The 21204-nt window shown below is 71.2% G+C and carries 18 protein-coding genes, 3 tRNA genes and 1 riboswitch; of the genes, 11 read left to right on the forward strand and 10 right to left on the reverse strand.

Features of this window, described 5'->3' with window-relative positions:
- Positions 1-17: 17 nt before the first annotated feature.
- The gene (locus ACQP2Y_RS37255; protein WP_433720911.1) at positions 18-326 is read right to left on the reverse strand and encodes a hypothetical protein; all 309 of its coding nucleotides are present in this window, start codon (positions 324-326) and stop codon (positions 18-20) included.
- A gap of 139 nt (positions 327-465) precedes the next feature.
- On the reverse strand, positions 466-1701 hold the full coding sequence (locus tag ACQP2Y_RS37260) for a YbiU family protein (RefSeq protein ID WP_433720913.1): 1236 nt from the start codon (positions 1699-1701) through the stop codon (positions 466-468).
- An 83-nt stretch (positions 1702-1784) separates the two neighbouring features.
- Here ACQP2Y_RS37260 and ACQP2Y_RS37265 point away from each other — a divergent pair, with 83 nt between their 5' ends.
- Both ACQP2Y_RS37265 and cobF read left to right on the forward strand, forming a co-directional pair.
- A complete protein-coding gene (locus tag ACQP2Y_RS37265) occupies positions 1785-2891 on the forward strand; it encodes an ROK family transcriptional regulator (RefSeq protein ID WP_433720915.1) in 1107 nt (368 codons plus the stop codon).
- Positions 2892-3036: 145 nt separating this feature from the next.
- Positions 3037-3816, forward strand: a complete 780-nt coding sequence (cobF, locus tag ACQP2Y_RS37270; protein WP_433720917.1) for a precorrin-6A synthase (deacetylating) — start codon at positions 3037-3039, stop codon at positions 3814-3816.
- Here the strand turns inward: cobF and ACQP2Y_RS37275 are convergent.
- On the reverse strand, positions 3795-4406 hold the full coding sequence (locus ACQP2Y_RS37275; RefSeq protein ID WP_433720918.1) for a dihydrofolate reductase family protein: 612 nt from the start codon (positions 4404-4406) through the stop codon (positions 3795-3797). The genes cobF and ACQP2Y_RS37275 overlap by 22 nt on opposite strands.
- Positions 4407-4447: 41 nt before the next feature.
- On the reverse strand, positions 4448-7999 hold the full coding sequence (cobN, locus tag ACQP2Y_RS37280; protein ID WP_433720919.1) for a cobaltochelatase subunit CobN: 3552 nt from the start codon (positions 7997-7999) through the stop codon (positions 4448-4450).
- A gap of 51 nt (positions 8000-8050) precedes the next feature.
- A riboswitch (cobalamin riboswitch) is annotated at positions 8051-8124 on the reverse strand.
- Between the two features lie 127 nt (positions 8125-8251).
- Between cobN and ACQP2Y_RS37285 the strand changes: the two genes are divergently transcribed.
- Genes ACQP2Y_RS37285 through ACQP2Y_RS37295 form a run of 3 tightly spaced genes read left to right on the forward strand, consistent with a single transcriptional unit; the run spans position 8252 to position 11806 of the window.
- Positions 8252-9685, forward strand: a complete 1434-nt coding sequence (locus ACQP2Y_RS37285) for a precorrin-3B synthase (RefSeq protein ID WP_433720920.1) — start codon at positions 8252-8254, stop codon at positions 9683-9685.
- Position 9686: 1 nt separating this feature from the next.
- Positions 9687-10304, forward strand: a complete 618-nt coding sequence (locus tag ACQP2Y_RS37290) for a precorrin-8X methylmutase (protein ID WP_433720921.1) — start codon at positions 9687-9689, stop codon at positions 10302-10304.
- Positions 10305-10306: 2 nt separating this feature from the next.
- Positions 10307-11806 (forward strand): precorrin-2 C(20)-methyltransferase, encoded by a 1500-nt coding sequence (locus tag ACQP2Y_RS37295; protein WP_433720922.1) that lies wholly within the window; start codon positions 10307-10309, stop codon positions 11804-11806.
- Here the strand turns inward: ACQP2Y_RS37295 and ACQP2Y_RS37300 are convergent.
- The 3 genes from ACQP2Y_RS37300 to cbiE form a co-directional block, all read right to left on the reverse strand.
- On the reverse strand, positions 11769-12542 hold the full coding sequence (locus ACQP2Y_RS37300; RefSeq protein WP_433720924.1) for a cobalt-precorrin-6A reductase: 774 nt from the start codon (positions 12540-12542) through the stop codon (positions 11769-11771). The two genes, ACQP2Y_RS37295 and ACQP2Y_RS37300, sit on opposite strands and share 38 nt — an antisense overlap.
- 127 nt (positions 12543-12669) lie before the next feature.
- The gene (gene cobM, locus ACQP2Y_RS37305) at positions 12670-13458 is read right to left on the reverse strand and encodes a precorrin-4 C(11)-methyltransferase (protein ID WP_433720926.1); all 789 of its coding nucleotides are present in this window, start codon (positions 13456-13458) and stop codon (positions 12670-12672) included.
- Positions 13410-14732 carry a precorrin-6y C5,15-methyltransferase (decarboxylating) subunit CbiE gene (gene cbiE, locus ACQP2Y_RS37310; protein WP_433720928.1) on the reverse strand — a complete coding sequence of 441 codons (1323 nt, stop codon included), beginning with the start codon at positions 14730-14732 and terminating at the stop codon, positions 13410-13412. The genes cobM and cbiE overlap by 49 nt, the downstream gene beginning before the upstream one ends.
- Before the next feature lie 504 nt (positions 14733-15236).
- Between cbiE and ACQP2Y_RS37315 the strand changes: the two genes are divergently transcribed.
- The 3 genes from ACQP2Y_RS37315 to ACQP2Y_RS37325 are packed head-to-tail and all read left to right on the forward strand — an operon-like array spanning position 15237 to position 18059.
- Positions 15237-16760: a ferredoxin reductase family protein gene (locus ACQP2Y_RS37315; RefSeq protein WP_433720930.1), complete on the forward strand. Its 1524-nt coding sequence runs from the start codon at positions 15237-15239 to the stop codon at positions 16758-16760.
- 16 nt (positions 16761-16776) lie between these two features.
- Positions 16777-17298 (forward strand): FMN-binding protein, encoded by a 522-nt coding sequence (locus tag ACQP2Y_RS37320; protein WP_433720932.1) that lies wholly within the window; start codon positions 16777-16779, stop codon positions 17296-17298.
- 11 nt (positions 17299-17309) lie between these two features.
- Complete coding sequence (locus tag ACQP2Y_RS37325) at positions 17310-18059, forward strand: FAD:protein FMN transferase (RefSeq protein ID WP_433720934.1); 750 nt, start codon at positions 17310-17312, stop codon at positions 18057-18059.
- Positions 18060-18073: 14 nt separating this feature from the next.
- On the opposite strand, the gene ACQP2Y_RS37330 is transcribed toward ACQP2Y_RS37325, so the two are convergent.
- Positions 18074-19258: a GNAT family N-acetyltransferase gene (locus ACQP2Y_RS37330; protein WP_433720935.1), complete on the reverse strand. Its 1185-nt coding sequence runs from the start codon at positions 19256-19258 to the stop codon at positions 18074-18076.
- 154 nt (positions 19259-19412) lie between these two features.
- Here ACQP2Y_RS37330 and ACQP2Y_RS37335 point away from each other — a divergent pair.
- From ACQP2Y_RS37335 to ACQP2Y_RS37345, 3 genes are all read left to right on the forward strand, one after another.
- Positions 19413-19485: transfer RNA gene (locus ACQP2Y_RS37335), tRNA-Gly, on the forward strand.
- A gap of 37 nt (positions 19486-19522) precedes the next feature.
- A tRNA-Cys gene (locus tag ACQP2Y_RS37340) sits at positions 19523-19593 on the forward strand.
- A 14-nt stretch (positions 19594-19607) separates the two neighbouring features.
- Positions 19608-19682 (forward strand) — tRNA-Val (locus ACQP2Y_RS37345).
- Between the two features lie 118 nt (positions 19683-19800).
- On the opposite strand, the gene ACQP2Y_RS37350 is transcribed toward ACQP2Y_RS37345, so the two are convergent.
- On the reverse strand, positions 19801-20148 hold the full coding sequence (locus ACQP2Y_RS37350) for a hypothetical protein (RefSeq protein WP_433720936.1): 348 nt from the start codon (positions 20146-20148) through the stop codon (positions 19801-19803).
- A gap of 313 nt (positions 20149-20461) precedes the next feature.
- Positions 20462-21004, reverse strand: coding sequence for a hypothetical protein (locus ACQP2Y_RS37355; protein WP_433720938.1), 543 nt, complete (start codon positions 21002-21004; stop codon positions 20462-20464).
- Between the last annotated feature and the right edge of the window lie 200 nt (positions 21005-21204).

Genomic DNA, 21204 nt, shown 5'->3' on the forward strand with positions numbered 1-21204 from the left:
ACCCGGCCGCCCCGGGCTCAACCCGCGAGGTCGGCCGCCTGCGCGGGCCGGGCGGCCCGCCGGCTGCGCACCCGGCGACCCAGCGCCACCAGGCCGAGCCCGGCGGCGTAAATGACGGCGTTGACCAGCCCGTACGACCAGGGAACGGTGTCCGCGTCGGCGGGGAAGGCGGAGGTGTCGCCGCCCGTCCAGGCCCGGAGCAGAACAAGGCTCTGAAAGGTGAACACGAAGGAGTGCACGGCGATGTAGGTGAGGTAGGCCGCCGTTCGGGACCGCAGGGCCAAGCCGAGCGGAAACGCGAGCAGCACGGTGACGATCAGTTCCATGACGTTTCCTCCGAGGGTGCGCCGGTGACCGCTTCACCCTGACCCGGCAGGACCGGCGACACATCCGAGCCAGCGCCAGACCCGACTCAGTGCCGGCAGCTACGTGCTGACACTGATGACGTCGCCTACCTCAGCCCGCTCAGAGACCCAGCTGCGCGCGGCCCGTCGGGCTGAGCTCGTCGGCCGCCGGCCGGCCCGCCCAGTCGACCTCGTAGTCCTCGGCGGCGAAGTCGGTCGGGCTGACGCCCCGCAGGAACGCCTGGCCGCACTCGGCCGCGTAGGCGGCGTTCTTCTCGCAGTACGGGCTGGCCGGGATGTACATGACGTTGCCCCAGCCCTGCTGGTCCCGCACCGCGCCGACGGAGTGGATCATGTCGCCGTGCCACCAGACGGTGTCCCCCGGCTCGACCGCGGGGATCGGGGTGAGCGCGGGCATCAGCGCCGGGTGCCAGCGCTCGCTGATCGGCAACGCCTGGCCGTTGGCCGCCCCGCACAGGTCGTCGTCGGCCACATCGTCCTGCAGGGCCCGCAGCAGCAGGTAGGCCATCGCCGACGGGATCGGCACGACGTGCAGCACGCCCTCGGTCGGCGCCATGTCGGACAGCGCGGTCCAGCCCTGGAACGTCCGGAACGCCGAGCACATCACCGTGGAGTCGAACTCGTGGACCTCGGTGCGGTAGGCGCCGTCCCACGGGTCGTACGCCTCGGGGTTGCCGGCGAAGACGTGCCGGAAGACGTTCTGGTACGCCGGGAGCAGCCACCGCTCGATCGAGCCGGAGTCGGTGTGCGCGGACAGCCCGGCGGAGTCGGTGCCGGGCTCGCGGCGCCGGACCCGGTCCGGGTACGCCGTGTCGCGGGTCGGGTCGAACCACACCCGGCCCTCGGACTCGTGCTTCCAGAAGGAGTTGAGGAAGCCGCGCACGGCGACCATGTTGTCGTCCTGACGGGCCTCCATCTGCGGACGTGACCAGTAGATGGGGAAGATCGACGGCTTGCTCGCGGACAGCCCGCCGAAGATGCCGTCGTCGAGGTAGCGGTACTTGCCGGCGAAGTCGTTGCGGTCCAGGTACGACACCAGCTCGGCGTCCCAGCGCTCGGCGCGGTCACGGCCGAAGGTGCCCTTGACCACGGCACAGCCGCGGCGGCGTACCGCCTCGACGAGGTCGGCCGGCACCGTGCCGGCGGCGATGTCGGCGAACTGCACCACCGGCCAGACCTGCTCGCCGCGCTCGCGCTGCGCGACCACCTCGGCGACCTCGGCCCGCACCGCGGCCTCGGCCCGCGCGAAGGCGCCGGTGACGTCGCCGATCCGCTTGCGCAGCTCGGCCTTGGTCTCACGGATGGCGCGGGGGATGTCGTCCGGGGCGGTGTGCATCGCTGCCTCCATTTGATTAGGTGACCTAACTAGAACTTTGTCCTAATGTAGGAGATCCCGCCGGAAGATCACAAGAGGTGACGGTGAACGACGTCAGCCGGGCACTGCCGCAGACGGTGCTCCGTGCTGCCACCGACCGGCGTCTGCTCGACGAGACGATCCGCCAGGGCCGCACCACCCGCGCTGAGCTGGCCGACATGACCGGCTACTCCCGGCCCACCGTCTCCGAGGCCGTCCGCCGCCTGGTCGAGGGCGGCCTCCTGGACGCCACGGGCCTGAAGGAGACCGGCCGCCGGGGCCGGATCGGCACGTTCTACGAGCTCGGCGCGCGGGCCGGCTGGGTGCTCGCGGTCGAGCTGGACCAGTCCGGCGTCCGGGCCCGCGCCGCCGACCTGGCCGGCCGCACCCTGGACGAACACCGCCGCCCGGCCGGCGCCCCCGGCGACGTGGACGCGCTGGTGGCCAACCTGCGCGCGGCCGTCGGCGCCTTCCCCGCCCAGCCCGGGCCGCTGCGAGCCGTCGGCATCTCCATCGCGAACCCGGTGCACCCGGTAACCCACGAGGTCGTCCCGCTGGCCGGCACGCCGTTCCCGGAAGGCCTGCTCAGCCCGGCCGAACTGATCGGCGACCTGGTGTCGGCCCCGATCCTGGTCGACAACGACGTCAATCTGGCCGCGCTGGCCGAACACCGCGCCGGCCGGGCGGCGGGCGAGGCCAGCTTCGCGTACGTGTACGTGGGCGCGGGCCTGGGCGTCGGGCTTTACATCGGCGACCAGCTGATCCGCGGTGCGCACGGGCTGGCCGGCGAGATCGGGTATCTACCGGGCGCCGGGGCCCCGACGATCGCCGCTGATCTGGCGGCGGGTGGGCTCGGACGCTCGGACGCCCCGTCCAACGATGTGGCGGCGGCGCTGGAGCTGCTCGATCGCGGTGATGAGCCGGCGTTGCGGGTGCTCGCGGCGGCGGTGGCCCGGGCGATCATCTCGGTGGCGGCGGTGGTGGATCCGGCGTTGGTGCTGCTGGGAGGGCCGGTCGGGACGCATCCGGCGCTGCTGCCGCGGGTGCGGGCGGAGATCTCGTTCCCGGGGCCGACGCGGGTCGAGCACGGGACTCTGGGTACGGAGGCGGCGCTGCACGGGGCTTTGCAGTTGGCGCTGGAGCACGCACGGGCGGCAGCGGTAGCCGTCTGACCCGAAGTTCCAACTCGGGCGTCGTTGTTCCGGCGCCCGGCCTCCCGGCTTACCGGCGTCCGGCTTCCCGGTGCCCGACCCGCCCGGCGGCTTCGGCGTGGGCCTGGGGTTCGGTGCGTCGGTGGCGTGCGGCAGACTGCTGGGCGTGCGGAAGATCTACGTCATCGGGATCGGCGCGGGCGACCCGGACCACCTGACCCTGCAGGCAGCCAAGGCGATCGGCCGGACCGACGTGTTCTTCCTGCTCGACAAGGGCGACACCAAGGAGAGCCTGATCGAGCTCCGGCGCCGGCTGCTGAAGGCGTACGCCCGCCCCAGCCGGCGCATCGCCGAGGGCCGCGACCCGGACCGCGACCGCACCCCCGCCGACTACGAGGGCACGATCGCGGACTGGCGGCACCGGCGGTCCGAGGTGACCGAGGCGCTGATCCGCGAGCATCTGCTCGACGAGGAGACCGGGGCGTTCCTGGTCTGGGGTGATCCGTCGCTCTACGACTCGACGATCAGCATCCTCGACGAGATCCTGGCCCGCGGTGAGACCGCGTTCTCCTACGAGGTGATCCCGGGCATCAGCAGCGTCTCGACGCTCGCGGCCAAGCACCGGGTCGGCCTGAACCGGGTCGGCCGGCCGTTCCAGGTCACCACGGGCCGGCGGCTGGCCGAGCAGTGGCCGGCGGACGTCGACGACGTGATCGTGATGCTGGACGCGCACCAGACGTTCGGATCGGTCGACGCCGCGAACGTGGACATCTACTGGGGTGCGTACCTCGGCACCGAGGACGAGCTGCTGGTCTCCGGTCCGCTGGCCGAGGTCAGCGACGAGATCCGCCGGGTCCGCGCCGAGGCCCGGGAGCGGCACGGCTGGATCATGGACACGTACCTGTTGCGCCGCCGCGACGCCGATCAGGCGGACACCCGGTCGTAGATCAGGCAGAGCGCCCCGGATTCTGACGTCGTCGTGTCGGCGAGCGTCCACGTGGAGGCGGGGAGGCCGTCCTCCAGCAGTCTGGCGCCGCCGCCGACCACGGCCGGGCACAGCGTGATGCACAGCCGGTCCAGCAGTTCGGCGTTGAGCAGGGCGCGGATGATGCTGCTGCTGGCCAGCACGATGATGTCCCCGCCGGCCCCGGCCCGCAGCTTGCGGACCTCCTCGGGCAGGTCGCCGGCGACGACGCGGGAATTCTCCCAGGGCGCCTCGGTCAGGGTCGTGCTGAACACGACCTTCTCGGTCCGGTTGAGCCAGGCCGAGAAGGTCCGGTCGCGCTCATCGGCCTCGGGGTTGCCGGCGACGGCCGGCCAGTAGCTGCCGAAGCCCTGGTAGTTCTTGCGGCCCAGCAGCACGGTGGTGGCCGGCTCGGTCACCCGGATCATGTGGTCGCGGCCGGCGTCGGTGACCGCGTGCGGCACGATCCAGCCCATGTCGTAGTCGCCACCAACACCAGTGGTGCGGCCGTCGAGGGACAGGGAGATGTTTCCGACGACGCGGCGGTTGCTCGTTTCGCTCTTCATGCCCATGGGTCGGAGTCACCGGCGCCGGCTCGACATGCGACCGCGAACTATTCCGCGTCGCCTTCCAGATCGCCCTCGGTCTCCAGGTAGACCTGCTGCAGCGCGGCCAGGGTGGCCGGCTCCGGGGACTCCCAAAGCTTGCGGTCCGCCGCTTCCAGCAGTCGTTCGGTGATGCTGTGCAGCGCCCACGGGTTCGACTGGGTCATGAACTTCTGGTTGTCCGGGTCCAGCACGTAGCTGGCCGCCAGCTGCTCGTACATCCAGTCGGCGACCACGCCCGCGGTCGCGTCGTAGCCGAACAGGTAGTCGACCGTCGCGGCCAGCTCGAACGCGCCCTTGTAGCCGTGCCGGCGCATCGCCGCGATCCAGCGCGGGTTCACCACGCGGGCCCGGAAGATCCGGGCGGTCTCCTCGGTGAGGCTGCGGGTCTTGGTGGCGTCCGGGTTGGTCGAGTCGCCGATGTACGCCGCCGGCGCCCGCCCGGTCAGCGCCCGCACGGTGGCGATCATGCCGCCGTGGTACTGGAAGTAGTCGTCGGAGTCGGCGATGTCGTGCTCGCGGGTGTCGATGTTCTTGGCCGCGACCTCGATCCGCTTGTACGCGGTCTCCATGTCCCCGCGCGCCTCGACCCCGTCCAGCCCGCGCCCGTAGGCGAAGCCGCCCCAGACCGCGTACACCTCGGCCAGGTCGGCGTCCCCACGCCAGTTGCGGCTGTCGATCAGCGGCAGGATCCCCGCCCCGTACGCGCCCGGCCGCGAACCGAAGATCCGGGTGGTCGCCTGCCGCCACGACTTCTTCGCGTCGACGTCGGCCAGCGCGTGCGCCCGGACGAAGTTCTGCTCGGGTGTCTCGTCCAGCCCGGCCACCAGCCCGACCGCGTCGTCCAGCATGGCCACCACGTGCGGGAACGCGTCCCGGAAGAAGCCGGAGATGCGTACGGTCACGTCGATCCGGGGCCGGCCCAGCTCGGCCAGGTCGATCGGCTCGATGCCGGTGACCCGGCGGGAGGCGGGGTCCCAGATCGGGCGTACCCCCATCAGGGCGAGGATCTCGGCGATGTCGTCGCCGGCGGTCCGCATGGCGCTCGTGCCCCAGGCGGACAGGCCGACCGACTTCGGCCAGTCGCCGTAGTCGGCGCGGTAGCGGGTCAGCAGTGACTCGGCCATCGCCTGCCCGGTCTCCCAGGCCAGCATGCTCGGGATGGCCTTGGGGTCGACCGAGTAGAAGTTGCGGCCGGTCGGCAGCACGTTGATCAGGCCGCGCAACGGCGACCCGCTCGGTCCGGCCGGCACGTAGCCGCCGTCGAGGGCGTGCAGGACATTCGTCAGCTCGTCGGTGGTGCGCGCGAGCCGGGGCACGACCTCGGTCGCGGCGAAGCGCAGGACCTTGGCCACCGTCTCGTCATCGGTGACCCGGTCGGCCACGGCGGGATCCCAGCCGGCCTCCTCCATGGCGGCGACCAGCGCGTGCGCCCGCGCCTCCACGGCATCGGTCTCGGCGGTGGACGCGTCCTCGGCCAGACCGAGCGCCTCCCGCAGACCGGGCAGCGCGGCCACCTGACCGGCCCACATCTGCCGGGCGCGCAGCATGGCGAGCACCAGATTGACCCGGGCCTCGCCGCTCGGCGCGGCCCCAAGGATGTGCAGGCCGTCGCGGATCTGCACGTCCTTGATCTCGCAGAGCCAGCCGTCGACGTGCAGGATGAACTCGTCGAACTCCTCGTCGTCGGGCCGGTTGGCCAGGCCCAGGTCGTGGTCCATCTTGGCCGCCTGGATCAGGGTCCAGATCTGCGCCCGGATGGCGGGCAGCTTCGCCGGGTCGAGCGCGGCGATGTTGGCGTGCTCGTCGAGCAGCTGCTCGAGGCGGGCGATGTCGCCGTACGACTCGGCCCGGGCCATCGGCGGGATCAGGTGGTCGACCAGCGTCGCGTGGGCGCGCCGCTTGGCCTGGGTGCCCTCGCCCGGGTCGTTGACCAGGAACGGGTAGATCAGCGGCAGGTCGCCGAGCGCCGCGTCGGTGCCGTCCGAGGCGGACATGCCGACGTTCTTGCCGGGCAGCCATTCGAGGTTGCCGTGCTTGCCGACGTGCACGACCGCGTGCGCGCCGAAGTCGTCGGCCAGCCACCGGTAGGCCGCCAGGTAGTGGTGGCTCGGCGGCAGGTCGGGGTCGTGGTAGATGGCGACCGGGTTGGCGCCGAAGCCACGCGGCGGCTGCACCATCACGACCACGTTCTCGTCGCGCAGGGCGGCCAGCACGATCGCGTCGTCGTCCACGTACAGCTCGCCGGGCGCCTCGCCCCAGTGCCGTTCCATGGATTCGCGCAGGTCGGCCGGGAGCGTCGCGAACCACTGCCGGTAGGCGGAGCCGGTGATCCGTACGGGATTGCCGGCGAGCTGGTCGTCGGTCAGCCAGTCCGGATCCTGGCCGCCGGCCGCGATCAACGCGTGGATCAGCTTGTCGCCGTCGCCCTCGGCGACGCCCGGGAAGTCACCGATCCGGTAGCCGCGCTCCTGCATGGCCTGCAGCAGCCGGACCGTGGAGGCGGGCGTGTCGAGCCCGACCGCGTTGCCGATCCGGGAGTGCTTCGTCGGATACGCCGAGAGCATCACCACGATCCGGCGCTCGGCCGGCGGGATGTGCCGCAGCCGGGCGTGCGCGACCGCGATGCCGGCCACCCGGGCGGCCCGCTCGGGGTCGGGAACGTAGATCGAGAGGCCGTCCGGGTCGATCTCCTTGAACGAGAACGGCACGGTGATGATCCGGCCGTCGAACTCGGGAATCGCCACCTGGGTCGCCGCGTCCAGCGGGGAGAGCCCGTCGTCGCTGGCCTCCCACGCGGCCCGGCTGCTGGTCAGGCACAGGCCCTGCAGGATCGGCACGTCGAGATCGGCGAGCACCCCGACATCCCAGGCCTCGTCGTCACCGCCCGCGGAGACGGTGGCCGGCTTGGTGCCGCCGGCCGCCAGCACGGTCACCACCAGGGCGTCGGCCTTGCGCAGCTCGGCGAGCAGCTCGGGCGAAGCGGTGCGCAGCGAGGACGTGAAGATCGGCAGCGGCCGGGCACCCTTGGCCTCGATCGCCTGGCACAGAGCCTCGACGAACGCCGTGTTTCCGGCCATGTGATGAGCGCGGTAGTAGAGCACCGCGACGGTGGGGCCGGTATGCGCGGTCGCCTCCCGCGGCAGCAGACCCCAGTCGGGCGCGGGCACCGGAGCGGCGAAGCCGTGCCCGGTCAGCAGGATCGTGTCGGAGAGAAAGTCGTGCAGGGCGGCCAGATTGTCGGCGCCGCCGTAGGCGAGATAGCCGTGCGCCTCCGCGGCCACACCCGCGGGCACGGTGGAGAGCTTCATCAGGTCGGCGTCCGGCGCCTGCTCGCCGCCGAGCACCACCACCGGGACCGGCCCGGCGAGCAGCGCGTCGAGCCCTTCCTCCCAGGCGCGGCGACCGCCGAGGATCCGCACGACGACCAGCTCGACCCCGTCGAGCAGCGCCGGCAGATCGGCCACCTGCGTGCGCGCGGGATTGCCGAGGCGATAGGCGGCCCCGCTGGCGCGGGCGCTCAGCAGGTCGGTGTCAGACGTCGACAGCAGCAGAAACACGGCTCTCCCCTCGGGGTCCGCGCCCCGGATCGGTGGAATTCACGGCGACCGGAGTTCCTGGCTCGAAGGTCTATCAGGACCCTCTGACAGTGGCGGGACCGCGCCGGACTCGCACCGGCTTCCTCCGCGGCGTCGCCGCACGTGGCCTCCCACTCTCCAGAAGCGCACGAGCAACGTCAAGGCGAGGCGCCGGGTGTGACGATGCCGACCGCCGCCGGGAAAGTGTCGGCCCGGATCCGTAGTATCCGGGCCGTGCCCATCCCATCCGTGCGCGCCGACGCCGATGCCTGCCCGGGCGCGCTGCGGCTGCACGCCGCGGCCGACGGGCCGCTGGCGCGCGTCCGGCTGCCCGGCGGCCGGATGACCGGCGCGCAGCTCACGGCGGTGCACGAGCTGGCGGCCAGCTGGGGCGACGGGCACGTGGAGCTGACCAGCCGGGCGAATCTCCAGCTCAGAGCGCTGGGAGAGGCCCCGGTGGACGAGCTGGCGGCCCGGCTGCGGGCCGCGGGCCTGCTGCCCTCCGAAACCCACGAACTCGTACGGAACATAGCCGCCTCGCCGCTCGCCGGAGGACTGCCGGTGGGGGCCCTGGACCGGGCTCTGTGTGCCGATCCGTCCCTGGCCGAGCTGCCCGGACGGTTCCTGTTCGCCCTGGACGGCGGGGAGGGGGGCGTGGCCTTCGGGGCGGACGTGGCGGCCCTCCCGGTCGACGACGAGGTGGCGATCATCTTCGCGGGGGTGGACGCGGGCCTGCGCGTGCCGCCGGCCGAGGTGATCCCGGCGCTGCTGGCAGCGGCTCACGCCTTCCTCGAAGAACGCGCCGCCCAGACCTCCACAACCGCGACCACCCCCCACGCGCCTCCCGCAAACGCAGAGCCCACCGCGACCCGGCGCGACGCCTCCGCCGATCCCACGCGGAGCGTCCCGGTTCCCTCCTCCGCAGGCCCCGGAGCCGCCGCGGGAGTGCCCGGTGCGCGGCCCGCACCGGGTGTCGTCGACCACAGCACTTCCGTCGGAGCCCGGTCCGACGGCATCCCTGGTCCTCGGGCCGGCGGCAGCGCCGGCGGACGGCAGCGAGTGGCCTGGCGGGTTCGGGAGCTGGCGGATGGACCGGCACACGTCGCGGCGCGGACCGCCGCGGCGCTGGGCAGGACGCTCGGTGAGCCCGCGGAGCTGCCTCGGCCGGTCCTCCGGGAGCCGATCGGCGTCGTCGAGCAGGCCGACGGGACAGTCGCCGTCGGGGCCCTCGTGCCGCTCGGGCGGCTCAGCGACGTACAACTGAAAGTGCTGGAGGCGGCGGAAAGCTTGATCTTCACGCCGTGGCGTGGGGTGGTTCTGCCTGGTCTGGCGCCGCAGGCGGCCGGGTCGTGGCTGGCGGCCCTGGCCGGGGCTGGTCTCGAGGTCGAGGCCGGGTCGCGGTGGGCCGGGGTGACCGCCTGCGCGGGCCGGCCGGGCTGCGCGAAGTCGCTGGCCGACGTGCGGGCCGATGCGGATGCCGCGACCGTCGCGGGTCAGGGACTGCCGGTGCACTGGGTCGGCTGCGCACGCGGGTGCGGAAGCCCCGCCGGGCCGCATGTGCGGGTCGAGGCGACCGGGGCGGGTTACGAGGTGCGGTCGCCGTATGCGTGCGGCGTCACCTCGGTCGGTGAGGTCGGCGCGCTGGTCGGCGCCGCGAGGAAGGGCTGAGATGGAGTACGTGCGCGACGGCGCGGAGATCTACCGGCGATCGTTCGCCACGATCCGCGCGGAGGCGGACCTGTCCGGGCTGCCGGCCGACGTGGCGCGGGTCGCCGTACGGATGATCCACGCCTGCGGGATGGTGGACCTGGCCGGCGACATCGGCTTCAGCGCCGGGGTGGTGACCGCGGCCCGCAAAGCGCTGCTCGGCGGCGCGCCGATCCTGTGTGACGCCGAGATGGTGGCATCCGGGGTGACCCGCACGCGCCTGCCCGCCGGCAACGAGGTCATCTGCACGCTGCGCGACCCCGCCGTGCCCGGGCTGGCGGCGCAGCTCGGCAACACCCGCAGTGCGGCCGCGCTGGACCTGTGGGGCGACCGGCTCGGCGGTGCCGTGGTGGCGATCGGCAACGCCCCGACCGCGCTGTTCCGGCTGCTGGAGATGGTCGAGGCCGGTGCACCGCGGCCGGCGGCGGTGCTGGGCATCCCGGTCGGGTTCATCGGGGCGGCCGAGTCGAAGGAGGCGCTGGCCGCATCCGATCTGGAGTATCTGGTCGTGCGCGGGCGACGCGGCGGCAGCGCGATCACGGCGGCGGCGGTCAACGCCCTCGCCTCGGAGGAGGAGTAGCCATGGCGGGCCGACTGTTCGGGGTCGGGCTGGGCCCCGGCGACCCGGAGCTGGTCACCGTCAAGGCGGCCCGGCTGATCAGCGCGGCCGGGGTGATCGCGTACCACGCGGCCCGGCACGGCCGCAGCAACGCCCGCGCGATCGCGGAGCCTTACCTGCGCGACGGCCAGATCGAGGAACCGCTGATCTACCCGGTGACCACCGAGACGACCGACCACCCGGGCGGCTACCAGGGCGCGATCGACGAGTTCTACGCCCAGAGTGCCGAGCGGCTGGCCGCCCACCTGGACGCAGGCCGCGACGTGGTGGTGCTGGCCGAGGGCGACCCGTTCTTCTACGGCTCCTACATGCACATGCACAAGCGGCTCGCCGACCGCTACGAGACGCAGGTCGTGCCCGGCGTGACCTCGGTGAGCGCCGCCTCGGCGGTGCTCGGCCGCCCGCTGATGGAACGCGACGAGATCCTCACCGTGCTGCCCGGCACCCTGCCCCCGGCGGAGCTGGCGGCGCGGCTGGCCGCCACGGACTCGGCCGCGATCATGAAGCTGGGCCGCACATTCACGGGCGTCCGCGAAGCGCTGGCTCAAGCCGGCCGCCTCGACGACGCCTGGTACGTGGAACGCGCGACAACCGACCGGGAACGCCACGCCCGGCTGGCCGACGTCGACCCCGACACAGTGCCGTATTTCTCCCTGGCTCTGCTGCCGAGCCCGGCCGCCGCGACGTTCGTGGCCGAGCCGGTCACGCAGGAGCAGCAGGGGCAGGTGACGGTCGTCGGGCTCGGTCCGGCCGGCCGCGACTGGCTCACCCCGGAGGCGCAGGAGGCCCTGGCCGCGGCGGACGACGTGGTCGGCTACGGCCCGTACGTGGACCGCGTGCCGCCGAACGCCCGCCAGCGCCGCCACCCGTCGGACAACCGGGTGGAGGCGGAACGCGCGGCGTTCGCGCTCGACCTGGCCAAACGCGGCCGCAAGGTGGCGGTGGTGTCGTCCGGGGACCCGGGCGTCTTCGCGATGGCCGCGGCGGTGCTGGAGGTCAGCGAGGATCCGCAGTGGAAGGACGTCCCGGTCCGGGTGGTGCCGGGGCTGACGGCAGCGCAGGCGGTGGCGAGCCGGGCCGGCGCGCCGCTCGGGCACGACTTCTGCATCATGTCGCTGTCGGACCGGCTGAAGCCCTGGGACGTGATCGCGGCCCGGCTGTCGGCGGCGGCGAGCGCCGACCTGGTGCTCGCGATCTACAACCCGGCATCCAAGAGCCGCAAGGAACAGTTGGTCAGGGCCCGGGAGCTGCTGCTGCAGCACCGCCTCCCGGCGACTCCGGTGGTGGTCGGCCGGGATGTGGGCGGCCCGGAGGAGGAAATCCGCGTGACAACGCTGGGCGACCTGGACCCGGCGACGATCGACATGCGCTGCCTGCTGATCATCGGCTCGAGCCAGACCCGGGTGACGACCCGCGGGGACGGCTCTACCCAGGTGTACACGCCGCGGCACTACCCGGCCTGAGCCACTCCAGCGCGGCCTCGACGGTGGGCGCCACGTTCGCGTGGGGTGGTAGTGGTGGCCGATCGACCAGCACGACCGGAAGGCCGAGCTCGCGGGCGGCGTCGAGCTTGGCGGTGCTGCCGCCGCTGTCCTTGGTGACGAGTACGTCGATGCGGTGCTCGGTGAGGAGAGCCCGTTCGCCGGTTCGGGTGAACGGGCCTCGGTCCAGCAGCACTTGGAGGCGGCTCGGTAGGGGCCCAGTGGGCGGCTCGACGGATCGGGACAGGAACCAGCAGGCGTCCACTTCCGCGAAGGCCGCGATGCTTTGGCGGCCGGTGGTGAGGAAGACGCGTTCGCCCAGGTCGGGAAGCAGTTTTGCGGCGGTCGCGAGGTCGGGTACGCGGTGCCAGTGGTCACCTGGCTGTTCGGTCCAGCCTGGGCGGCGCAGAATCAGCAGCGGCACGTTGGCCTGCGCGGACGCGGCTGTCGCGTGGGCGGTCATCGTTGCGGCGAATGGGTGGGTGGCGTCGACGACGGCAGCTATGCGTTCGTGGCGTAGGTAAGCGGTGAGGCCGTCTACGCCGCCGAAGCCGCCGATGCGGACCTTGCCGGCGGGCAGGATCGGTGAGGTGGTCCGGCCGGCGAGGGAGCTGACCACCTCGAGGTCTGGGATGGGCGCGCAGGCGGACGCCAGCTCGCGTCCCTCAGTGGTGCCGCCGAGGATGAGCACCCGCGCAGGCGACGTCTGTCCGCTCATGGGAGCCACGGCTCCGCCCTAGCCAAGGACCGCTTGCGGCAGACACGGTTTGCCTCGCAAGAAGGCCGCTCACCGGAACCATCGGCCCACTGTCGATTGCGGCCTCCGCACGCAGGCGTGACTCTCGCTATGGGCGGCATCGGTCTGCGGAGTAGAGGTGACTGTCCGGGAAGGTCGAGGCGGTCAAGGCCGCACCGACCACGATCACGGCGGTGCGTTTGATCCCGGCGGCCGCCACCTTCGCGGCGATGTCCGCCAGCGTGCCGCGCACGATCAGCTCGTCCTCCCGGCTCGCCCGTGCCACCACGGCGACCGGGCACTCCGCGCCGTAGCTCGGCACCAGCTCACCGACCACCGCGTCGATGCGCTGGACGGCCAGGTGCAGCACCATCGTCGAGCGGCTCGCGCCCAGCGTCGCCAGGTCCTCCCCCGGCGGCATGGCGGTGGCTCGCTCGGCGGTGCGGGTCAGGATGACCGTCTGTGCGACACCCGGCACGGTGAACTCCCGGCCCAGCGACGCAGCAGCCGCCGCGAACGCCGGAACGCCGGGCGTCACGTCGTACTCGACGCCGGCCTCGTCCAGCCGGCGCATCTGCTCGGCGATCGCGCTGAACACCGAGGGGTCGCCCGAGTGCAGCCGGGCCACATCGTGCCCGGCCTTGGTGGCGGTGATCAGCTCACCGATGATGTCGTCCAGCGTCAGGCGGGCGGTGTCGACGAGCCGGGCGCCGGGCGGGCAGTAGGCGAGCAGTTCGGCGGGCACGAGGCTGCCGGCGTACAGGCAGACCGGCGAAGCCTCGATCAACCGCTGGCCCCGTACCGTGATGAGGTCGGCGGCGCCGGGCCCGGCGCCGATGAAATGCACCGTCACGGCTTCGTCACCGACCAGATGGTCACCGGCATCATCGCTCTCCATCCCGTGAACCCGCCGACCGGCGCCGCCCGCTGCACGGCAAGCCGGGTCAGTTCACCGCCCAGCTTCGCGTACCAGGCCGCCAGCACGGCCTCCGATTCCAGAGTCACCGCATTGGCGACCAACCGCCCGCCCGAGGGCAGGGCGTCCAGAGCCGCTTCGACGACCCCGTCCCGCGTCACCCCGCCACCGATGAAAACCACGTCGGGCGCCGGCAACCCGGCCAGAGCGCCGGGCGCCCGGCCCTCGACAACCCGAAGCTTCGGTACGCCCAGAGCAGCAGCATTGCGCACAATCCGCCCGGCCCGCTCAGCGGAAGACTCGACAGCGACGGCGCGGCAGTCGCGATGAGTTCGCATCCACTCGATCGCGATGCTGCCGGAGCCGGCGCCGACGTCCCAGAGGAGCTCGCCGGGCTGGGGGCCGAGCACGGCGAGCGTCACGGCTCGGACTTCGCGCTTGGTGAGCTGGCCGTCGCTCTCATAGACAGCGTCGGGCAAGCCGGGCACGAGTGGCCGAGGACCCGTCCGGTCCGGGACCGGGATGGTGGTCTGCGTGCCTTGCGCGCGTGTGGCCGCTTGCCGGTCGCTGTGTGCCACCGGTGCCGCCTGGTCAGCCGCCGGGCGCGCACCGGTCCCAGCTGAGCAGGTCACCGCGATCAAGTTCAGTGGGTCGATGTCGGTCAGGTCCACAGACGCCGCCGGGCCGGAAATCTTGCTCTCGTTCGGGGCGCCGAGCTGGGACAGGACCGTGATGGTGCTGTCGCCGTACCCCCGGGATGTGAGCAGGGCCGCCACCGCGGCCGGGGTCTTCGCGCCCGCGCTGAGAATCACGATCTTGCGGCGCGGGTGGATGAGCGGATGCAGCTCCTCGACCGGGGCGGTGACCAGGCTGAGGACGTCGACCTCCGGGAGGGGCCAGCCCAGGCGGGCCGCCGCGAGCGAGACCGAGGACGGGTGCGGGATGACTCGTACGGCCTCCGCCCCGAGCAGCCGGACCAACGTCGCGCCGATCCCGTGGAACATCGGGTCGCCGCTGGCCAGCACCGCGATGCGCCGATCGCGGTGCGCTTCGAGCAGGCCCGGCAGCGCGGGGAGCAGCGGGGACGGCCACGACACCCGGTCACCCTCGACCGCCGATGGCAGGAGAGCCAGCTGCCGGGTGCTGCCGAAGATCACCTGTGCGGCGGTCAGGGCTGCGGTGGCCGTACCCGACAGTCCCGGCCAGCCGTCGGCGCCGATGCCGACCACGGTGAGGCCGGCAGGTTCGTCAGTCACGTCGTGACGGTAGTCGTCGGTCACCGAGCCTCCTTCCGCCGTACCCCTGGTCGATGCCTGTCGATTGCTTCTGGCGCGCATCGTCCGCCCCACCACAACGCTCTGTCACCAAATGATCTATTTCGCATGTCTGTCACATTTGACAGCGCATCGACACGCCTCACCGCACCGAGGACGCTGATCGATCGCGCGGCGAGCGCGCCTCGCATCGGTCCGGCGCTGCTGATCTACCTGCGCCTGCGTCACGATCATGCCCCTGACCGGCGGACCTCGGCCTGAGTCGCCACCGCCCGCCCATGGAGCAAGATCATCCCTGGTCACGGACTTTTTCCGTTCAGGTTTGAGCCTTCACCCGCTGAACCGCGTAGTAACCGTCGACGGCCTGCCGAGACCGGACCGTCACGTCGGGCGCTGGGGGGTGGCCGATGCCGAAGGACGACTGCTGAGCGGGTGAGGTCGATGGCGCGAGCGTACGGCGATACTGCCGGCCGATCAGGGCCGACCGTGTTCCAATCCTTCGAGGACCAGCGCGAACCCGAGTACGAGCCGGCGACGTCGTTCGCGTCCACGCTGGCGCCGGAGCGTGGTTTCTGGGAGCAGCCGGACCTGAACGAGGCCGTGCCGCGCGGCGACATCATCGTCGAGGCGCCGGACGAGTCGGGCTGGCAGGGCACCGGCCCCGCGATCGTCACCGACGACCGCCCGCCCGCCGAGGCGACATCCGGTAACCGTCTGCTCACGGTGCTGTTGTTCTTCTCAGGCCTGGCCACGAGCGTCTCCCTCTGGCTCTTCGACACCCAGGCCGGGGCGATCAACGACACCGCCACGCTGATGTTGGCCGTCGGCCGGATCACCGGACTGATCGCCGGCTACCTGCTCTTCATCCAGCTGCTGATGATGAGCCGGGTGTCCTGGCTCGAGGAGTGGGTCGGCGCCCGCGACCTGCTGCGCTGGCATCGCTGGCTGGGCACGACGCTCGTCGTCACGGTGCTCGCGCACATCGTCTTCATCGTCTACGGCTACGCGTTGACCGCCGAGTCCGGCGTCGTCGACCAGGGCTGGACGATCATCACCACCCTGCCGGAGATGATCAGCGCGACGGTCGCCACGGGTCTGCTGGTGCTGATCAGCGTGATCTCGATCCGGGCCGCGCGGACCAAGCTGCCGTACGAGCTCTGGCACTTCATCCACCTCAGCGCTTACCTCGTGCTGCTGCTCGGCTACGGCCACCAGGTCGCCACCGGCGCGGATCTGTCCGGCCGCTTCGCGTCGGTCTTCTGGCCCGCGCTCGCCGCCCTGGTCATCGCCGCGCTGTTCTGGGGCCGGCTGGTCGAGCCGCTGTGGCTCAACGTGCGGCACCGCTTCGAGGTGGCCGAGGTCGTCGCCGAGGGCGCGAACACGTTCTCGATCTACATCGACGGCCGCAACCTGGACAGCCTGACCGCCCAGGCGGGGCAGTTCATGCGCTGGCGCTTCCTGACCGCCAACGGCTGGTGGCAGACGCACCCGTTCTCGCTCTCCGCCGCGCCGAACTCGCAGTGGCTGCGCCTGACCGTCACCGCGGTCGGCGGGCACACCGCGAAGCTCGCGGAGATGCAGCCGGGCACGTCGATCTGGGCGGAAGGCCCGTTCGGGACCTTCACCGCGCAGCGCCGGACGCGCCGCCGGGCTCTGCTCATCGCCGGCGGCAGCGGCATCGCACCGATCCGGGCCCTGCTCGAGGACATGCCGCCGGACACGATCGTGATCTACCGGGCCAGCCGCCCCGACGAGCTGGTCTTCCGCGAGGAGCTGGAGGAACTGGCCGAGCGCCGCGACGCCTGGGTGCGCTACATCGTCGGCTCGCGCAACGACCCCGGCCCGCGCCGGCTCTTCACGGCGAACGGCCTGCTCGGGCTGGTGCCCGACGTCAACCGCCGCGATGTCTACCTGTGCGGGCCGCCCGGGCTGGTGGACGCCGCGGTGCAGACCCTGCGCGAGCTGGAAGTGCCAGACAGCCAGCTGCACCTCGACCCCTTCGAATTCTGATTCCGGGAGTTTGCTCATGCGACGCAGTACCGCAGCAGCCGTGGGGACGTTGACCGGCGCCGCCCTGATCGTCGGGGTCCGGCTCAGCGTCTCCGCGCCGGTGGTTCCCTCGGCCGCGCCGCCCGCCGTCGACCTGGCCAACTCGGGCCAGGACGCCGACCCGGAACCGGCGGGCTCGGCATCGAAGAAGCCGTCGTCGAAGAAGCCGGCCGCGAAGCCCACCGAGGAAGCAGATGCCTCGGGCGAAGCAGGCGGCAGCGGCCTCAAGAACGGCATCTTCAAGGGCTCGGCGGCGAAGAACCCGTACGGCACCATCCAGGTCTCGATCAAGATCTCCGGCGGCAAGATCACCGCAGCGGACGCGACGTATCCGGTCACCGGCGACAGCGCGACGATCAACCCGCCGGCGATCGCCTCGCTGAAGCAGAGCACCCTCAAGGCCCAGAGCGCCGACGTCGACGCGGTCTCCGGCGCGACCTTCACCTCCGAGTCGTACGTGAAGTCGCTGCAGGCGGCCATCGACGAAGCGACGGCGTAGAGTCCCGCGCCATGCACCACGCCGAGCACGTCATGGGGACGGTCGTCAGCATCGACCTGGCCGACGATCTGCCGCAGGACAAGCTGCGCGCGATGGTCGACGATGTGTGCGGCTGGCTGCACGAGGTGGACCGGCGGTTCAGCACCTACCGCGAGGACAGCGAGGTCAGCAAGCTGCGCCGGCGGGAGATCGACCCGGCGGACTGCTCGACGGACATGCGGCACGTGCTGGAGGCTTGCGCCGACCTGTGGCGCGAGACAGACGGCTACTTCGACGCCTACGCGGCGGGCCCGCTCGACCCGAGCGGCTACGTCAAGGGCTGGTCGGTGGAGATCGCCTCCGCCCGGCTGGTGGAGGCCGGCTCGGTGAACCACTGTGTGAACGCCGGTGGCGACATCCGAGCCCGAGGACGATGCGCCACGGGAGCGCCGTGGCGGGTCGGCATCCGGCACCCGTGGGAGGCCGACAAGCTCAGCTGGGTCCTGGCGGTGAGCGACCAGGCGGTGGCCACCTCCGGCACCTACGAACGCGGTGACCACGTCTTCAACCCCCGCACCGGCGGGCCGGCCCGGGGCCTGCGGTCGGTGACCGTGGTCGGACCGGACCTGGCGCTGGCGGATGCCTACGCCACCGCGGCGCTGGCGATGGGCGAGGCGGGAATCGCCTGGCTTTCGAAGCTGGCGGCGAACGGCTACGACTCCGCGCTGGTGACGGACGACGGCCGGGCATTCAGCTCCGCCGGCCTTCCCGCCGCTGTCTGACCTCATCATTCTGATCAGAAGTCGGCGAACAGGTACGGCATCTGCTTCGGGAACAGCGCGGCCAACGGCTCGACCGCCGATGCGTCGACCTGCCCGAAGCCCCTGGTCACGACTTCGATCGGGTCGAGCACCCCGTACGCGAGCGCTGAGATGCCCGCACAGGTGACTGTCGCCTGCGGCTCGTTCTTGCTCGGCTCCACGGTGACCTGCCCGCTCTCCCCGGTCAACTGGTAGCGGCCCGCGATGAAGTCGTCGTCGACCACCTCGATCGTGATGGCCTGCTCGGCGGTCGTAGCGGTGCCCGTGAGCGCCTCCATCGACAACAAGCGGGCCATCGGTCCGTTCTGGCTGGGATGCTCGACCCGGCCCTGAGTGAGCACCGGGAAGTCGGTCCCCCACAGATCCGGCACCTCATCCGTGCCCACCTTGAGGATCACGCGCGCCACCTGGTCCACGTGCCGGGCGAAATACTGCAGGAGAAGCGCCCGGCCCAGCGAACCGGTGGTCAGCAGGTCGTCGGTCAGCAGTTCACCGCCGAACCGGTCGATGCGGTAGGTCACCGCGCCCACGACCTCGCCCTCGACCCGGGCGATCGCAACCCAGCGCGGGTTGTCCCGGAACTCAGCGGTGCGCACCTCGTCGAACACCGAGAAGCCGTGCCGTTCGCCCAGCAGACGCAGCGTGAGGGCGGTGTATTCGTCGAACGCCTCCCGCATGGGCAGACGCTCCACCTCGCCCGGCAAATCGGCCTTGAGGAGGTGTGAGAGGCCCTCAGGGGCGAAAGTGACCGTGCGCACCCGGGGCAGACCGACGAAGCCGTAGCGGCCGTAGAAGGACGGACGGAAGGGGTAGAGAGCGCTGACTGTGCAACCTTGGTCGCGCATCTGCTGGAGCAGGCGGCCCAGAAGCGCCCGGACGAAGCCTCGGCGGCGGGCGGACGGATGGGTCGCGACGGAGGCGACACCGGCCATGTCGTGCACGGTGCCGCGCACATTTTGGCGCATCGGGAAGGCACCGACGCCGGCGAGCGCCCGGCCGTCCTCCTCGGCGACAAGGCTCACGGCGGTCCGGTAGTACTGCATACGGCGGGCGTAGGTCTCCCGGTCGCCGTCGGCCCAGGGTGAGGGCATGAAGGCATACGTCTGCAGGGGAAACATGGTGTCGGTGCGCTCGTCGGCGGTGACCTGTCGGATCTGCATGAGCCCATCCAAGCGGGTACGGGGTGGCTGCGCTCGCCGGTTTCCTTACCTGTGGATTACGCCGGGGCGACGCGCCGGGGGACCCCGGTTTGGCAAGGCGGCGGGGGACCGGCTAATGTTTCATCCGTCGCCGGGGAACGCGCCGGAGAGACAAGCGGACGTAGCGCAGCTGGTAGCGCATCACCTTGCCAAGGTGAGGGTCGCGGGTTCGAATCCCGTCGTCCGCTCGGAGAGGCCGCCACAGGTTACGTGCGGGGCCAGCTCGGTGGAGTGGCCGAGAGGCGAGGCAACGGCCTGCAAAGCCGTGTACACGGGTTCAAATCCCGTCTCCACCTCGGCATCTGAACGAGGGCGATTGGCGCAGCGGGAGCGCGCTTCCTTGACACGGAAGAGGTCACTGGTTCGATCCCAGTATCGCCCACCAGGCAAAACAGCAGGTCAGAACGGGTTTCGTCCCAGCGGGACGGGACCCGATTTCTATGCCCGGACCCGGCGGGAAGAAGCTGCGAGGATTATCTTGTCAGCTGGGAGAGGTTCACCCCCTACTCCGCCAGTAGCTGATCAAGAACCGCGACCGGCGATCGCAGGTTGATCGCACGCCGGCCTCTTAACGCTGCCGTCCACAGTTCCGTAAGGTCGTCGACAAGACGCTGTGTCATCCCCGAGGCGAGGTGTGCGCATCGAGCCTGCACCGAGCCGTCCTCATGGCCCATCTGCTCGTCCATCAGCGTCGCCGGGGGACCGAGCTCAACCATCATCGTCTTATACGTGCGTCGCAGGCCGTGCGACGTCAGCCCAGGCGCGACCGACAGCCAGCAGGCGTCCGCGCATCCGACCGCGTTGCGTCCCCGGACGGGCACCCCGGGCCAGGGATCGGCCAGCACCGGCACCGGGCGTGCAGAAAGTGGAGCCTTTGCCCGGGCAGCGTCGCGGCGGGCTGGAACATTCAAATGGCGAAGCCGTTGCGCCGCTGATGAGGTGCCAGCATCGCCGCGGGCGCACCCTGGACGTAGCCGAGTTCGTCGATCGCGGCAAGCGCTCGCGCCCGTGTCGCCGGGCGACCACCGCCCGGTCGTTGAGCACGGCCGCGAGGCGGCTAGTCGGCCTCCCGGACGAGCCCGCCCCGGAGCCGTCGGCGCCAGCGATCATTGGTGAATTGACAGTACCGGCCAGACTTCGTTTCGAAGTCAGTGCGACTCCTCGTCAAGAGTCTTGACCCGCGCCATAGATCTTGGCCATCGCCTGACTGTGCCGCCTGAATTGCTCTTCACCCATCTCACGTACCAAGAATTCTCGATACAAATACTCAATGTAGGTGCTTTCCAGCAGGTCGGGGGCTTTCGCTGTCAGGACGTCCAAGGAGTTCCGCATGTATGATAGGACGGAACAAAGCAGATCAACGTAGGAACAGTAAGCGATGCCCTCAGCATAATTGGCGCGAATCTCGACCCGATTCTCCGTCAGCGTGAAGCGAACCCGGTCGCTTGTACCCTGAAAGCTCAGTTCGGTCCGTCGTTCCAGCGCGAGCAAGTCCAAATTGCTTCGCAATGACAGGCCGAAGTCGAGCACCGGCTCACGGCGGCGACTAAGCACCAGATCACCCACACGGAACTGCACCCGGGCCAGAAAGGACCCTTCACGAATTTGCCACTCCGGTGATTGCTTAATTCGTGCCACGGTCTCAGCATCATGGAGATGCACCAGGGGTTCCTCGTCGGACTTCAGCGCCGCAAATAGCTCAATCATTGCCCTACCACTCCGCGCCAGGGATGTCGTCGCCTTTAGGATACGCCGTGCGGACGGAGCCATCCGGGTTCAGGACGACCTCCGTGTCGTACACGGGGTACTTACCGTTCTCGTCGCCAGTACGACCGACCGGGTCGTCGAAGCTGCCTCGGTGAATAGTTCCGTCTCGACCGTTGGTGTTCCGCACACCATCGGGATCC

The sequence above is a fragment of the Actinoplanes sp. CA-051413 genome (assembly GCF_050955795.1).
Lineage (GTDB): Bacteria > Actinomycetota > Actinomycetes > Mycobacteriales > Micromonosporaceae > Actinoplanes.

What these genes read in the sequence shown, in the direction of transcription:
- ACQP2Y_RS37255 (WP_433720911.1), bottom strand. Translation starts at nt 326, where the DNA reads ATGGAACTGATCGTCACCGTGCTGCTCGCGTTTCCGCTCGGCTTGGCC.
- ACQP2Y_RS37260 (WP_433720913.1), bottom strand. Translation starts at nt 1,701, where the DNA reads ATGCACACCGCCCCGGACGACATCCCCCGCGCCATCCGTGAGACCAAG.
- ACQP2Y_RS37275 (WP_433720918.1), bottom strand. Translation starts at nt 4,406, where the DNA reads ATGGGCATGAAGAGCGAAACGAGCAACCGCCGCGTCGTCGGAAACATC.
- ACQP2Y_RS37290 (WP_433720921.1), top strand. Translation starts at nt 9,687, where the DNA reads ATGGAGTACGTGCGCGACGGCGCGGAGATCTACCGGCGATCGTTCGCC.
- ACQP2Y_RS37295 (WP_433720922.1), top strand. Translation starts at nt 10,307, where the DNA reads ATGGCGGGCCGACTGTTCGGGGTCGGGCTGGGCCCCGGCGACCCGGAG.
- ACQP2Y_RS37300 (WP_433720924.1), bottom strand. Translation starts at nt 12,542, where the DNA reads ATGAGCGGACAGACGTCGCCTGCGCGGGTGCTCATCCTCGGCGGCACC.
- cobM (WP_433720926.1), bottom strand. Translation starts at nt 13,458, where the DNA reads ATGGAGAGCGATGATGCCGGTGACCATCTGGTCGGTGACGAAGCCGTG.
- ACQP2Y_RS37320 (WP_433720932.1), top strand. Translation starts at nt 16,777, where the DNA reads ATGCGACGCAGTACCGCAGCAGCCGTGGGGACGTTGACCGGCGCCGCC.
- ACQP2Y_RS37325 (WP_433720934.1), top strand. Translation starts at nt 17,310, where the DNA reads ATGCACCACGCCGAGCACGTCATGGGGACGGTCGTCAGCATCGACCTG.
- ACQP2Y_RS37330 (WP_433720935.1), bottom strand. Translation starts at nt 19,258, where the DNA reads ATGCAGATCCGACAGGTCACCGCCGACGAGCGCACCGACACCATGTTT.
- ACQP2Y_RS37355 (WP_433720938.1), bottom strand. Translation starts at nt 21,004, where the DNA reads ATGATTGAGCTATTTGCGGCGCTGAAGTCCGACGAGGAACCCCTGGTG.